Annotated in this window: 14 protein-coding genes; 5 read left to right on the top strand and 9 right to left on the bottom strand. The window is 36.0% G+C overall.

The features are described from left to right. Window positions 1–244 precede the first annotated feature (244 nt). Entirely contained in the window at window positions 245–715 is a 471-nt protein-coding gene (locus tag GLP24_RS04565) for a cell division inhibitor SulA (RefSeq protein WP_232577872.1), read from the top strand. 200 nt (window positions 716–915) lie between these two features. Beyond that, complete coding sequence (locus tag GLP24_RS04560) at window positions 916–2,334, top strand: basic amino acid/polyamine antiporter (RefSeq protein WP_232615588.1); 1,419 nt, start codon at window positions 916–918, stop codon at window positions 2,332–2,334. Window positions 2,335–2,415: 81 nt separating this feature from the next. On the opposite strand, the gene GLP24_RS04555 is transcribed toward GLP24_RS04560, so the two are convergent. The 6 genes from GLP24_RS04555 to GLP24_RS04530 all read right to left on the bottom strand — a co-directional run bounded on the left by GLP24_RS04555 (window position 2,416) and on the right by GLP24_RS04530 (window position 9,286). Further along, entirely contained in the window at window positions 2,416–3,738 is a 1,323-nt protein-coding gene (locus tag GLP24_RS04555; protein WP_101768392.1) for a GGDEF domain-containing protein, read from the bottom strand. Window positions 3,739–3,949: 211 nt separating this feature from the next. Beyond that, entirely contained in the window at window positions 3,950–5,230 is a 1,281-nt protein-coding gene (locus GLP24_RS04550; protein ID WP_101768393.1) for a DEAD/DEAH box helicase, read from the bottom strand. A 138-nt stretch (window positions 5,231–5,368) separates the two neighbouring features. Continuing rightward, window positions 5,369–6,280 (bottom strand): N-acetylglucosamine kinase, encoded by a 912-nt coding sequence (gene nagK, locus GLP24_RS04545; RefSeq protein ID WP_101768394.1) that lies wholly within the window; start codon window positions 6,278–6,280, stop codon window positions 5,369–5,371. Between the two features lie 162 nt (window positions 6,281–6,442). After that, window positions 6,443–7,171: a tRNA-uridine aminocarboxypropyltransferase gene (locus GLP24_RS04540; RefSeq protein WP_101768395.1), complete on the bottom strand. Its 729-nt coding sequence runs from the start codon at window positions 7,169–7,171 to the stop codon at window positions 6,443–6,445. A 100-nt stretch (window positions 7,172–7,271) separates the two neighbouring features. Continuing rightward, window positions 7,272–8,297: a sensor domain-containing diguanylate cyclase gene (locus GLP24_RS04535; protein ID WP_101768396.1), complete on the bottom strand. Its 1,026-nt coding sequence runs from the start codon at window positions 8,295–8,297 to the stop codon at window positions 7,272–7,274. After that, the gene (locus tag GLP24_RS04530) at window positions 8,294–9,286 is read right to left on the bottom strand and encodes a response regulator (protein WP_232615587.1); all 993 of its coding nucleotides are present in this window, start codon (window positions 9,284–9,286) and stop codon (window positions 8,294–8,296) included. The genes GLP24_RS04535 and GLP24_RS04530 overlap by 4 nt, the downstream gene beginning before the upstream one ends. Before the next feature lie 294 nt (window positions 9,287–9,580). Here GLP24_RS04530 and GLP24_RS04525 point away from each other — a divergent pair, with 294 nt between their 5' ends. From GLP24_RS04525 to GLP24_RS04515, 3 genes are all read left to right on the top strand, one after another. Continuing rightward, window positions 9,581–9,937, top strand: coding sequence for a glutathione S-transferase N-terminal domain-containing protein (locus tag GLP24_RS04525; RefSeq protein ID WP_101768397.1), 357 nt, complete (start codon window positions 9,581–9,583; stop codon window positions 9,935–9,937). 169 nt (window positions 9,938–10,106) lie between these two features. Then, window positions 10,107–10,799, top strand: coding sequence for a DUF3334 family protein (locus GLP24_RS04520; RefSeq protein ID WP_232578862.1), 693 nt, complete (start codon window positions 10,107–10,109; stop codon window positions 10,797–10,799). Window positions 10,800–11,002: 203 nt separating this feature from the next. Continuing rightward, on the top strand, window positions 11,003–12,025 hold the full coding sequence (locus GLP24_RS04515) for an acyltransferase (protein ID WP_232615586.1): 1,023 nt from the start codon (window positions 11,003–11,005) through the stop codon (window positions 12,023–12,025). A gap of 64 nt (window positions 12,026–12,089) precedes the next feature. Here the strand turns inward: GLP24_RS04515 and GLP24_RS04510 are convergent, their stop codons facing one another. The 3 genes from GLP24_RS04510 to GLP24_RS04500 all read right to left on the bottom strand — a co-directional run bounded on the left by GLP24_RS04510 (window position 12,090) and on the right by GLP24_RS04500 (window position 15,650). Further along, entirely contained in the window at window positions 12,090–13,631 is a 1,542-nt protein-coding gene (locus tag GLP24_RS04510) for a GTPase family protein (RefSeq protein ID WP_232615585.1), read from the bottom strand. Further along, window positions 13,628–14,800 carry a YcjF family protein gene (locus GLP24_RS04505; protein ID WP_152652625.1) on the bottom strand — a complete coding sequence of 391 codons (1,173 nt, stop codon included), beginning with the start codon at window positions 14,798–14,800 and terminating at the stop codon, window positions 13,628–13,630. Before GLP24_RS04505 ends, GLP24_RS04510 begins: the two co-directional genes overlap by 4 nt. Window positions 14,801–14,960: 160 nt before the next feature. Further along, window positions 14,961–15,650 (bottom strand): potassium channel family protein, encoded by a 690-nt coding sequence (locus tag GLP24_RS04500; RefSeq protein WP_101768402.1) that lies wholly within the window; start codon window positions 15,648–15,650, stop codon window positions 14,961–14,963. Window positions 15,651–15,659 lie beyond the last annotated feature (9 nt).

Raw genomic sequence — 15,659 nt, 5'->3', positions numbered from 1 at the left:
TTTTTATAATGCAACTTTATTAAATTCTAATTATCGCTAGAAAATCACAACGTTAAAATACAAAGTAATGCAATATATTCATTAATTAACAACATGTTAGTAGAAACCCCATGTCAAATATTATCCATTGATAAGTATGCCTTCAATAACCAAACATCGATAAATAATGCTTGCATCCAAACTCAATTAAAACTACTGTATGTACATACAGCATGTATATATAACCACTATCGGAGATGGTACTATGAAATCACTAATGCATACTCAAGAATCTATTACAGCTTCTGATGCTTATAAAGCGACATTGAGTTCTCATGCAGACATTTATCAATCTCCGCCAAGGGTTATTTCAATTGAAGTCAGCTATAGCGAACAGCAACAAGCACAATTAGCATATTTCTTACGTTTACTTAAACAAGCGAATCAAGAAAACCGTTGGATAATGTTTATCGGCCAAGATGCATTATTAGATAAGCGCTTATTAATCAATGCCGGTATTGATCTAAATAAAGTGCTTTTACTTAAAAACATAAAAAACCAAAGTAAACATTTACTAGTGGTAAAAGCATTAGAAATGGGTAATTGTTCTGCAGTGATTGTTTCGGGTGAAATTGAAACGTTTAATACCTCTATAATTACAATGGCAGCAAAACAAAGTAAAACATTAGCGTTTGTACTAAATCAAAATGTTAAAGCTCAATTAACATTCCATTAAGTCACTTTACAACCTATAATGTTGCTATTAAGTTGCTGTATCCTTATTATTATATAAAGTTAATAATGGGATACAAACAAAAAAAGTATTTTTATTTAAAATCGTGCTTAATTAATTATTAAAAATAGTAGAAATAGCTTTTACGTATAATGAAAATCCATATAATCAAGGAAATTCAAATTTAAATACTAGGTTTCAGAATGGATAATAAGCTCGGATTTGGTGCATTAACTGCATTTGTAATCGGCTCAATGATAGGTGCGGGAGTATTCAGTTTGCCACAAAATATGGCTGCTGTTGCAAGTCCGGCTGCCGTCATAATTGGCTGGACCATTACGGGTGTTGGCATGATTTTCCTTGCAATGTCTTTTCAAATTTTATCATTATTAAAACCAAATATTAATAGCGGCGTCTTTGGCTACGCACAAGCAGGTTTTGGCGACTTTGTTGGATTTTGTTCTGCATGGGGTTATTGGCTTAGCGCTATGCTAGCTAACGTTTCCTATTTAGTGATTGTATTTAGTACTCTTGGTATGTTTTTTGATAAACCTGGCCATATTATTTTTGGCATGGGTAATACTTGGCAGTCGATTGTTGGTGCTTCGGTTTTATTATGGCTCGTCTATGCTTCTGTAAGACGTGGCGTACAAACTGCAGCAACAATTAATGCAATAACAACGGTTGCAAAGCTAATCCCATTAGTCCTCTTTATCTTTATTACCTTGATTGCATTTAAATGGCATACGTTCACTTTTGATTTCACTGGATTACACTTTGGTGCCCAGCATGATCTACTGAATCAAGTTAAAAGCACCATGCTTATTACTGTATGGGTGTTTATTGGTGTTGAAGGTGCGGTTATCGTCTCCTCACGAGCACGTAATCGTCGTGATATTGGTCGAGCAACGATTCTAGGTCTATTAACAGCCCTTGTTATTTATGTATTCGTTACTTTACTGTCTATGGGAGTCATCTCTACACCTGAACTAGCAAAATTCCAAAATCCATCAATGGCACTTATTTTGGAACATGTTATTGGCCCATGGGGTTCAGTTATTATTGGCTGTGGTTTATTAGTTTCGGTCAGTGGTGCATTTTTAAGTTGGACAGTATTAGCGACAGAAGCACCATTACTTGCAGCACAAAATAATATGTTTCCAAAAGCTTATGCTAAAGAAAATAGTGCTGGTACATCGATTAAGGCTCTGAACCTTACTATTATTTGTATTCAAATCTCATTATTTGTGGTTATTTATGCTGGTGGCACCTATAACTCTTTATTAATTATTGCCTCTGAAATGATTTTAGTACCTTATTTCCTTGTGGCTGCGTATACCCTTAAACTTGCTATCAAAAATAAAAACCGTGGTATGTTATTCTTTATTGGTTTAGGCGCTACGATTTATGGCATCTGGTTACTTTATGCCTCAGGTTTAAGCCACTTATTATTAGCTTCTCTACTGTACCTACCGGGTCTGTATTTCTTTATAAAAGCAAAGAAAGAACTAAACCAACCTTACTTTGTGGGTAAAGAACATATTTTTGTTGTCCTACTGATTATTTTAGCTATTTTTGCTGTTTATATGGTGGCCACTGGGCATATTGTATTAGAGAGCTAATTTATTAAAGTAGCAAAATGCCGTGTATTTATATACTTTCAATTAAGAAAAGTATATAAATCACGGCTTTTTATTATGTTATTATTTTAAGTGGTGTTCCCAACTTATTTCAGTTCGATTACGTCCCATTTTTTTAGCTTTTAACAACGCTAAGTCTGCACGCTTGATCAAATCTTCACTCGTTTCATCAACTAATTCAGCAATACCTAAACTGCACGTTAAGTGAAAGTCTTTATCAAACTCCCACTTTTTCATCATAATTGTTTCTCTAATACGTTCAGCAATTTCAACCGTATTTTTCATATTTGTTTCAGGGCAGAAAATAACAAATTCTTCCCCACCCCAGCGAACAAATACATCAGACCTACGTATTAATGTCTCAACAGTCGTGGTGAATTTAATTAAAACCTCATCACCAAAATTATGACCATAGGTATCATTAACTGATTTAAAATAATCAAGATCGATAAAAATCATTGAAAAAGGAATATTATTTGCTCTTGTCTGAATAATTATTTCTTCTAACCATTCAGTTACAGTATGTCTATTTCGAATACGAGTTAATGGATCGGTACAAGCTAAATATTCAAATTTCAAACTTTTATTATAAAGCAACCTATTAGCATCTCGTAAGTGCTGGCTATGCGCTTCTGATGTTTTTATTTTTTTATTAAGAAGAAAACGTTCAACAAAAATAACAACAACAGCGGTTGTTACCCATAATAATAATAATAACTTTACTAAAGCTGATTCTGTTATCCAATCACCATAGAAGACTAAGCGATTTAACTTAATAGCATAATATGCTTCTTTAACATAACTTCCGGTTGCAATTTCAATGATTGAGATATTATCAAATTGGCGATTTGCTTTATTTACAGGAATGTTATTCTCTGCGATCCACCAAGATAATACTTGGAATGAGCGTAATGGGAATATTTGTAATCCTTGGTCAGTACCTGGGGAATATTCAATCGCATTAAACTTCAATGATAATGGATCATTAACATTAGCATAAATAGGATCAAAATTACGCAAATAAACACGTACTCTTTCCCCTTTAAGAGGACTTGTATAATCAATATCAAGCCCAACAGAATGATACGAACTTAAATCAATGCCATTATCAATCGAATCAGTTAATGCTATCGCAATTTCACAAAATGGCCACTTTGCTTTATTAACAAGGTTACATTCTAGTAATATATTTCGTTTATGAATATTTAGCTTTGTTGTTGACGCTCCATTTTGACCAGAATCATCAATAATTTTATATGTACTATTTGTAGGGGCAACAATATACTCCTTTTTTGCACCGCCAAGAATAAACCACCCATATGTGGCAATAGTAAAACAGACTAAGAATAAAACAATGAATCGAAGCCCTTTATTTAACCCTGTCATAAATCCCTCTAACAACATCAGAGCTTATAAAAATAAAAGCGAAATATTACAAGCAAGGGCGACAAAATAACAGACAACATTAGGTTAAACAACTAATTTTACTAATGATTTACAGTTAAAATAAAATATTTTTAAATTAGTTTCATATCAATAAAAAACACCGCTTTATCGGCGGTGTTTATGATCATTTTGAGTTAATAATAACGCTTATTTAACGACGGCGTTGAGTATTCTTACCGCGATTTTGATGTACCTTATTTTTGGCTTTAGCACGACGTTTTTCTGCCGATGCTCCACGATGAACAGATGTCGTTTCAATTAAACTAGGATCGGGTTCATAACCTTCAAGCCATTGCTGTGGTAAGCGTGTATTTAATAGTTCTTCAATCGCTTTTAATGCCCATTCTTCATCAAGGCTCATTAGCGTGATGGCATAACCCGTATTACCTGCTCGACCTGTACGCCCAATACGGTGAACATAATCTTCGGCATTAAACGGTAAGTCGAAATTAACAACATACTCTAGCTGTTGGATATCTAAACCACGAGCAGCGATATCTGTTGCGACAAGCACACGAACTTTACCCGCCTTGAAATCATCAAGCGCGCGCTGACGAGCACCTTGACTCTTATCACCATTAATAGATACCGCTTTAATGCCGTCTAAGCCTAAACTTTTAGCTAATTGATCTGAGCCTTGTTTAGTTTTAGTAAACACTAATACTTGTTGCCAATTACGTGAACCAATTAAATAAGCCAACAATTCAGATTTACGCTTTTTATCAACTGGATATACCATTTGCTGAACAGTATCGGCAGCAATATTTTTAGGTGTTACTTCTACCATTTTAGGTTCAGTTAAAATAGTACAGGCTAATTTTTTCACCTGCTTTGAAAAAGTAGCAGAAAAGAATAAGGTTTGACGTTCTGCCGGCATGCGTCTCATGATACGGTTAATATCAACAATAAACCCCATATCAAGCATGCGATCAGCTTCGTCAAGTACAAATGTTTCAACATTTGCTAACGAAACATTACCGACAAAAACATGATCAAGTAAACGTCCAGGTGTCGCAATCAGAATATCAACACCCGCTCTTAATGCTTTAATTTGAACATTCATGCTGGTGCCGCCATAAGCGACCGCTACTTTCAACTCGCTATATTTACTGTATGCAACAAAACTATCATAAACTTGCTGTGCCAATTCTCGAGTAGGTGTAATAACTAAAGCTCGAATTTTGGCACCTTGTTGAGGCTTAGCGTCTTCAGTTTCCTGTTCCGCTAATGACGGTAATGTCATTAAACGTTGTAAAATAGGGAGCGCAAATGCTGCTGTTTTTCCGGTACCCGTTTGTGCCCCTGCCATCACATCATCCCCAGCTAATGCTAATGGGATTGCTTGTAGTTGCACATCGGTTGGTTGTTCATAACCTAACTCTGTCACAACTTGCAATAATTTAGGGTGAAGGCCGAGCGTTTCAAACGACATAGTGTATTCCTAGCAATAAATACGCTTATACCAATAGATCAGTATAAGAAAACAAGCGCGAATTCTAACACAAAAAAAAAGCACTTCGTCATGAAGTGCTTTTTGTTACAACATAAACAGTAGTTATTTATATAATAACTACTGTTTAATATTCAAGAATGCAGCACCACGAACACCACCTGCATCACCATGTTTGGCTTTTACAATTTTAGGCGCTTGTGAAACGGACAATAAATATTTAGGCAAACGCTTTGGTAGTTCATCATAAATCAATTCAAAATTAGATAAACCGCCGCCTAATACAACAACATGAGGATCAATACCAGTGAATAAATTAGCGAGACACATTGCTAACACTTCCATAAAACGATCAACATGCTGCTGGGCTTTTTTATCACCCGCAGCATTGCGTTCAATTATTTCAATCGCTTTTAGTTTTTCACCATAATAATGTGCATAAATTTGCTCAAAACCACGGCCTGATAAATAATTATCCATACAGCCTTTTTGACCACAGCCGCAATCAAACAATGGTGCTTGTTCACCCATGTATAACCATGCATCTAACGGTAAACGCATATGTCCTAATTCACCACCTACATGGTTTAAGCCTGCGAAAACTTTACCATTAAAGATCATTCCCCCACCAAAACCAGTGCCTAAAATAAGGCCTAAGACTGATGGCGCATCTTTGTGTTCATCATCCCACGCTTCAGACAGAGCAAAACAGTTTGCGTCATTATCAAGGCTAACACTTCGACCTAGCTTAGCTTCTAAATCTTTACGTAAGGTTTTACCTTTAGCGGAAGGAATATTTGATGTTAATACGGTGCCATCTCGTGCATCCTCAATTCCAGGAATACCCAGCCCGACCGAACCTTCACAACCGAATTTTATATCTGCCGCAGTAATAATTGAAACAATAGTATCAATCAGTTTATCGTAATCATTACTCGGTGTTGGTACACGCTCTGTTGCTACACGTTCTAGTTTTTCATTAAATGCACCAAATTCAATTTTGGTTCCGCCTACATCAAAGCCGTAGTACATCCGATTCTCCTACAAATAATGTTTAACCACACTATGAGTCTATAACTCATTAAATATACTCAAAATTATCCACATTTAGACTAAAAATGACTGTGATCTACGACTCAATTCATCAGTTATTGTTCAAATGGCTTTTAATATTATCCAATTAACATCACATTTTTATAATGCAGCATCATCGGATAACATGAATTTTTCTAATATAGATAACGATGAGTATTCAGGTAATTGGCGATTCATTTTACCTGCGATATAATTTTCACGAAAAACATCGAACCATAAATCTAATAATTCAGCATTATGGTGCTCACCAAATAAATCAATAATACGCGCTGCAACTTCAGCAGTTCCTAATTGATTTGCCTTTGATGCTTCACGCATTTTATACCGAGACGGTTTATCTGGATTAATTGATAATAATGGGAACCGATCAAGATATGGACTCTTACGGAACATTTTTTTTGCTTCTGCCCAACTACCATCTAGCATAATAAATAATGGACGCTTTCCAGCCTCAAGTGTCACCGTCGTAACTTCTCTCTCCGGTGCATATTCAGCAGGAAAAACAACATAGGGTTGCCATTGAGGATCATCTAATAATGCTAGCATTTCTGCATTAGGTTCAGTTCGAGACCAAATATAAGCAAAAGTGTCTTCAAATACATCGGCAATTAAACGCCCTGTATTACTTGGCTTTAGAATCTCATCATCAAACATAACCAACAAAAAAGCCGCATTTGATGTCGCTAATGGACGATGTTCACAAACACACAAATGCGTACGCAACATGCACTGACGACAGCGTTGGACTTTAGAACCACGGGCAAGAAAAGGACGAGTTGAACGTGCAAGACGTTCCTCATAAAGAGTATGTATAACATGAATGCGCATAGCGACTGACCTAAAAACAGGAAAACGCCAGCATGTTACCGAAACCCCCACTAAACATACAGTCATTATCTGTATTATCAGATTGGCAGCTAACTATTGCCTATTTTATGGGCATATGCTCATTGTTATTCGATAAAACAAACTCGCCTTTACTGTTTTTAAAACAATTATCGCTATTAATAATGGTGGTCGTATTACGGCCCCTTTTCTTTGATTCATATAAAGCTAAATCAGATTTCTCTAGCCACGACTTATAATCAGTTAAGGTCGAATTCCACTCACAGACACCTAAGCTAATCGTGACTTTTATAACACCCCGCTGATCATCAAATACAGTTTCTTGTTCAATACGATTGCGTAATCTTTCCGTAAAATACCCCGCTAACTCAGCAGACGTCCCAGGAAGAATAATACCAAACTCTTCACCACCGTAGCGTCCTGCAATATCGGTTTGACGTTTAGTGCGCAGTAATACATCAGCAATCACTTTAATGACCCCATCCCCCGCGACATGACCATAGGTATCATTAACACGTTTAAAATAGTCGATATCAAACATAATCAATGTGGCTGGTATTTGTGTTTGATGACAATAATCAAAAGCATCAGCTAAACAGTTTTCCCAATGACCTCGATTATAAAGCTGCGTTAATCGATCAGTAATACTTAAATATGTCAGTTGTTTATTTGATTCATGAAGATGGTTTTTATTTTTAGCGATATCAGTAACATCAGTGATCGTTAAACAAATATGTTTATATTCACCAGATAATGAACGTAATGGTGTTAAAGTCATATTTTGAAACATGATATCTGAACTACCAGAAATTGGACAAAAATTCAAAAACCGAAATACCCATGGTCGATCTTCCCATGCTGAAAATGATCGCATTCGTAATTTAAATGTCGATTTTATTTTACTCTGTAACCATGATTCTGGTAAATCAGGTACAACCTCAAATAATGATTTTCCTATTATTTCAACATTAGAAATACTGCTATAAGCTTGCATAAAGGTATTCCATGCACAAACATTATAGTTTTCATCTAATATAACAACACCCGCATCAAGATTATCTAATACTTGCATTGTCAAATAAAAATCAGCTAAAGATATTTCGTTCAATTTAATGATTCCATCACTTTGTTATTCATGATTGCTAGAGAATGACTATCCATAATAAATAAGACTTCACACTCAACGTCTAATATTTCAGCTTTATAGGTATATTCAATGGTAAAAAAAGTCTGCATCTCACAATCCGTACTATGTGAGTTCATATATTCTTCTAAAACAATCGGCTGACGCACAGAAAATGGAATTGAAATTTGTTCCGATAACGCCACTAAAAAAGAAGAAACCATTAAATTAGCAATATCAATAATCACTTCATTTTTATATTCATCCGTTTGACTAAACCCAAGTTTTTCACCAAACAAATAAATATCATCACCATGTAATTCAACTAAGGCCTCACCGTGAATCCCACCACCAACAAAACGTTGGGTAATAGCAATTAGTCCATGATCATTACGAACATCTGCAATCGCCATTGATAAGTCACTGCTTGTCATAAATGCAACATTCGGTAATGGCATTTTAATGAAATCACCAAGATGATCAGAAATAATTGCCGCACCTCGCCCTAAAGCAATATTGGCTAATTCACGAATACTCTCAATAGGATTATTATCTAAATGAGAATCTAATAACGGTAATTGAGTACGATCAAAAATCAATCCTAACCGTTGCGAGAGTTCTATTAATTCATCATGATTAAATGGTTTAGATAAAAAATAATCAGCGCCTAATGCTAGGCTTCTTTCCACTGCGGTTAATTGTACATCAGCGGATAATACAATGATCGTGGTGTTATATTCACGGACAGGTAAGGATTTCATTACACTAAAACCATCCATTACAGGCATAGTTAAGTCTAAAAACATAATATCAATATCACTATTTTTTAGACAATCAAGGCCCTCTTTTCCATTCTCAGCATAGAAAAAAGTCGCATTACTGCATGACTGTAATAGACGTGTAATTGATTTATGAACTAATACTGAATCATCACAAATGAGAATATTTATATTATTAATCATCAGATTAATCACTTACCCACCAAACCTTAATCAAGTATAAAGCAAAGCAACATTATGCCGCACCTTAAACTTATGCATTCAGTGACATACATCTAAATATTGATCTTAGTTCCACTAATTATCACTAAAACAAAAATAAAATCGTATTATTAACCATCAATATCGATTGATTAACATGTACTGATAATGTTTCTAACAGTTAATGCAAGGTAATAACCCACCGATATATCTTACAATATAGTTACCCGCTGACATTTTTATAATAGAATCACGATATAATTTTTATAATCAGCCATAGGATAAAACATGAAAGCACTTCGTTGGTTCGTAGGTAAAATCATTCTTTTACTTAACTCACTATTTTCTCCGCGTGGTATAGAGCGGTCAGCAACGGCTCAACAAGAAATTGATACTGCTGTCGCTAATATGCAACTTTATCAATTTGAAACCTGTCCGTTTTGTGTAAAAGTACGTCGCCATGCTAAACGTCTAAATATCCCACTAGCAACTCGTAATGCAAAAATTTCACCATGGGGTCAAGAACTATTAGAACAAGGTGGAAAACGTACCGTACCTTGCCTACGTATTGAAGAAAATGGCCAAGTGACTTGGATGTATGAATCAAACGATATTATTGCGTACTTAGATAAACGTTTCGCATAAGATCACCAATAATTCACACAATAAACTCAAATAACTATTTAAGTCCTTACCGTATAAGCCGATAGCTTTTATTACACTTTAAAGTTGTAGTATAAAAGCGACCTAGCTATCGGCTTTTAACTACTGAATTTTTATTTATTGGTTACAAATACGTTTTACAGGGCTGTATATGCAAAAAAATCATACGATAACTACCGACGATATTTTAATTAAATTATGTCACTCTCTAGCTGATGTATTATCACGTGCAACAGAAAGCCACATTAAATATTCTCCTATGGTACAAAAAATCAATAAAACAAGCTTAAAACCTGATATTGGTTGCTTTGTTTTATTTGATGGTGGCTTCACAGGATTAGTCGTCACTAATTTTTCCGCTACTGCCGCAATGGAACTTTATCAAAATTATATGCTCAGAATGGGCTTTCCTGACACAGATATTGCTATTCATCATACTGCTGATGATGTCGCTAATATTTTAGGTGAATTAATGAATCAAGTTGTTGGTGATTTTACGGGGAAAATTGGCAGAGAATTAAACATCTCAATTACCCAAAACCAGCCAAAAATGCTCGCTCTGCATAAACAAATTATTCTTTCTGTTGATACTAATCTTGATCGTCCTCAAGTACGTCGTGTTAGTTTTACAACTGCAAAAAATAATATTTTCTATCTTGAATTAGCAATGGATAAAACTGAATTTATTCAATTAGAAGAATTTGAGATTGATGAGCAAGATCCTGATGCTATTTTTGAAACGGCTTATGACGCTCAACAACAACAAAACCCAGTAATTTCATTCAATAAAGACACAGAAAACAATCACGCCAATCAAGATTTACTGGATCAACTTGGACTGTAAAAGCAGCCTTAATTTGAATAGCTAGGTAACTTTAATACACATATTGTTACCTCTTTACCTTCCATTCTTAATTAAAGTATTTACTTTTATTGATCATAAATTTAATTCTGTGATCAATAACATAATTCACTTCCATAATACAATTTACAAAATCCTTAATTCCATATAATTTCGACACCACTTTCGTTTGTGAGTTTATCGTCATGTCTCAACATCGTATCGCCAGCTTTGAATTTGGTCGAGTTATTGCCACGATTGCCATTATTGCTTTGCATAGCCAAATATTCATGCAAGCGCCATTATTTGATGATCAACCCTTGTTAGGGATGGGACTCAATCAAATTAGTCGGTTTGCAGTACCGTTATTTTTTATTATAGCGGGTTATTTTATTCAACCACGTTTAACAACCGAACGTATCCCTTATCTCTGGCGCTATGCTCGTCCATTACTCATTATGTGGGTCTTATGGAGTATCATTTACCTTATTTTGCCGTTTAACTTTCATCTTGTGGCAACTGAAGGATATTTTACTGAACGTCTTTTTTATTGGCAAAAACTACTCACAACACCATTAAATACCTTATTTGAAGGTGGATTAGTACATCTTTGGTATATTCCAGGGTTACTCAGCGGTTTAACTATCATTACCGTTTTACTTCGTTTGAAGTTATCTCGCTTAATTATTCCAGTGGCTACTCTGTTATTTATTTTTGGCTTAATGGCAGGTAGCTATGCTCAAATAACAGAATTAAGTTCACCGATTTTTACGCGTAATGGTCCATTTTTCAGTACTTTTATGATCATGCTTGGATTTGAAGTTCGCCGCCGTAATATTAGCGTTAGTCTGAAAAACAGCATAATAATGATGCTCGTTGGATTTGGCTTATTTATCGGTGAAGCTAATTACCTTTCACTGCAAGAAAATGGAACTTTTTTCCACGATTTCCTATTTGGCACGCCGTTATGGGCATTAGGTGTTTTCTTTATTTTATTAGCAAAACCTAACTTAGGTGACTATAAAATCATTCACTCATTAAGCAAAGATGTTCTGGGTATTTATCTCTGCCATCTGCTTATTGTGATTTATTACCTCAATATCATCAGTATTTTGAATATTAACCCGATTATTGCCAGTCTTTTTGCAGTACCAGTGGTGTTCACCGTTTCGATAATAATCGTTCATTGTCTACGTAAAACATCAATAACAAGATATCTAGTACGCTAAACTAATAATTTAAAGCCCTTATAATCACTAAATCATAAGGGCTTAATTAGTTTAGCAATACCTATTATTTCGTTGCCGCATCAAACACCAGTTTACCTAAGCGATATAACCGTTTTGCTTGCTCACTATAATCAATCGTTTCACCTTGCGCGCGACGACGGTTTAACTGGGTATTGATCCCATCTTGATACACCTGCTGTAACTGTGATTGCAAGCTATCAAGATTATACGGAATACGATCGCTACTCACGGAAAATGGCAGAATATACTCAGCGTGCATTATCTCGCGGTTATACTTCACTGCATCACTAATAATTTGCCCTTTGTCCGTTTGTGGTGACTCAAGATCATACGGTGGTAACCATTCATCAACCGGTTTGAGTTTATCAACTTGGTTAACCAACATGATCACTTTCGGTGCTTTTCGTTGCTGATTTTCAGGTTGCTTATAAAACAAATCAAATGCCGATTTTAGAGTAACATCTAATTGGCGTGACGATTGATTGGCCTTTAATACCCAAATAACCACATCACTTTCAGTCATTTGTTTCAATAATTTTTTCTCAGTCTCAGCACCGCCATCAATGCCGGGTAAATCAATCAGATTGATTAAATCGAGCCCTTCAACTTCACATTTATAGGTTGTAGCTTTGTCTGTTGATGGTAACGCACTTACTTCAGCCGCAATCTCACCCAATAACCCATTAATAACCGATGACTTACCCGCACTCACTTGACCAACAACGGCTACCCGCAAGGGTTCTACGGCAATGGCGATTGCTTGCTGATCGTGATCTTGAAGTTGACTGTGTGGAACCGCTGCATCATCAAGCTTAAAACGACCACTGTATAAATCAATCGCTACCGATGCGACTTCTTGTAATAACGTCGCTTTTAATTTACTTTGAACTTCAGCACTAACATCATCAAACAACTTACCGACAACCAAACCGCGTACTTCGGCTAACCAGCCTGTCGGTGTGGCTATGCGGAATAATCGATAGACATCATAAGCACTTTTTGCATACCCCATTTTATCTTTAATCGCGTAACCTTGTTTAAGGCTCGTTAGCGTGATCTTCTCAGAAAAAGGAACATGTTGTTGTAGAAAGTGACGATAACGACGACTTACCTCTTCAACCATCATTAAAAATTCAGGCGCAGTAAACGCTAATTTTTGCGAGCTCGATTGTTGATGGTACTGCGCAGCAACATCAGCAACCAAGACATAAGCATGTGCTTGTAGGCTTTCCCATGCAGCATCCTCGGCTAACTGTTTATCAATCACCAATGCCATTTGTTGCCAGACTTGCTGATCGTGCTCACTCCACTGTGGATTAGCTGCCACATGTAATGGTGCAATATCATCCATAACAGCATCCGCCACGACACGTTTACGACGTAACCACCAATAAGGTAGGAAAGCCAATAAACAACCACCAGCAATAATGGCGAAAAATAATAGCCACTGCCCTTGTTGAATCAGATCAACAACACCAAACCCCGCCAATACCATAATGGGCAAACACACTGCCAACATCAATAATGGTAAGAAACCTTCAGAAAGTTGATTAATTAGCTGATAACTTTTATTCACCCGTTTCATTCGTGATCCTTTTTAGGTGCCGATTTACTTAACTGCTGTCGATCAGCAACCTGCTTTACAGTCTTAAATGCTTGTTGATAAGCCAGTTTAATTTGGTCTTTTGAAATCGACTCACCTTTACTACGATGATATAAATACATACAAGCTGCACGACCAATCGCATAAGTTGATGAGAAACTCATCGCAGCCGCGGTCGCACTCCCCACCGTTTGACCGTATGCTGGAATAAATTTAACTAACTGGTTAAGCCCCAATTTAGATAAATATTGCAACAAAAAGCCAGAACCTAACATACCCACAAATTCTGCGTAATCTTTTTTATTCCAACTAACGCCATATTGATTCGCAAGGCTATGCAGCATTTTTCCTTGAATAGCAGGTACACTGAATAAACCAACCGCAGGAATGGCATCACTCGCCCCCGCAGCCCCTGCATACCAGAGAACCTCTTGACGTAACTGGTAAAAATTTTGTTCTTCGCGATTAGTATGGGCTTGTTGATTAGATAACAAACTCAACATTGGAAGCGCATCCGTTAAAGCATGGTGTAAGATATCAACACCAATAAACTGTTGATCCTCAGGAATAAAGTCAACCACAATCGGCTGATAGCTGGTAGCCGTTTCTGATTGCCACTGGGCTGGTTTTATACCCCACACATCCATAACTCGCTGATGATTATATTCAATCGCACGTTGGCGTTCTTGAGCATCCACAATACTGTTCACGGCAGTATGAATAACCAATAAATGTTTGATCGCACCGCTACGTTTAATTTGTTTTAGTGCCGTTAATAACCCAGATTGTTCTGGCTCTTCCGCTTTCATCACCACCATTAATGCATGGCTTTTACCACTACACATTGCAATGTCTTCAATGGGATCGTAATCCGCCTCACCTAATCCTCGTGTATCTAAAAAACACACTAATGGATTTTCTGCAGGGTAGAGATAATGATGCGCGGTACGAGTACATGGCTGAAAACCATTGCCTATTTCAACCAAACTATTCCCAGTAAGCGTTTGGATAATAGTTGATTTTCCTGCCCCTGTTTTACCTAACAGCCATAACGTTGGAATATGTTTCTGCCATTCATCAAACGCTGGGGCTAAATCAGGATTCATAGAGGGATTTATATATTGGTAAATTTTCTTAAAGAAGCGATTCATATTACCTTCATATCGCAAATAACAAGCAAGCCATACATCAAATCTGCACATATGGCTATTTAATCAATACTAGCAAAATAGCACTAAATGAAAAAAAGAGAATAACCTTAATGATTATTCTCTTATTTATAAGCCAGTAATCAGAGTCAATGACTACAAATTAATCATCCACATGCTCAATAAAATATTGTTCTCGACTTGAACTCACTAAACTTGAAACTACAATTGCCATATAAAATACGCCAACAATCGCTTCAAGATAAGCAAGAACTTTAGCAATGGGCAATATTGGTAAAATATCGCCATACCCTAATGTCGTTAAAGTAACAAAACTAAAATAAGCGGCATCAGCAAAATTCTCATGCCACGGCCCTTTATTAATGCCTTGAAATGATCCAGGTAAAAAATGGATTAAAATCAAATATCCAATGGCCCACATTAAACCAAGCAACAAAAACAATGCCATTGAACCAATGATTTTATTGGCAGTAATTGAACCTGTGAATAATATTTGGCGCATAATTGAGCAAAATGTGCCATAGAAGAAAGTAAACATCAATAACAGCATAATAATTTCTATTTCTTCAATGCCTAACACCGTTCGAGTAATCACCGCTATCAGCCATGCAACCACTAATAATAATAAAAAACGGAACCAATTCTTATCAAAGCGTAAACTCAATAAACAAATGCCAAAAGTGATAAACGTGAAAACTTCTAGTATATATTGTAAAAAACCAGACGTAATCACTTTGTCTAATGATGCACTAATCAATAAAAAGACCAATGCTAAGGTTAAGTAGAAAAAATTATTTTGATTATTTATACGTTGGGCTTTTTTACTCAACATTTATCAATA

It is taken from the genome of Photobacterium carnosum (assembly GCF_021236965.1).
Taxonomy (GTDB): Bacteria; Pseudomonadota; Gammaproteobacteria; order Enterobacterales; family Vibrionaceae; genus Photobacterium; species Photobacterium carnosum.
The sequence above is the reverse complement of the archived record's forward strand: the minus strand, read 5'-3'. Positions and strand labels throughout refer to the sequence as shown.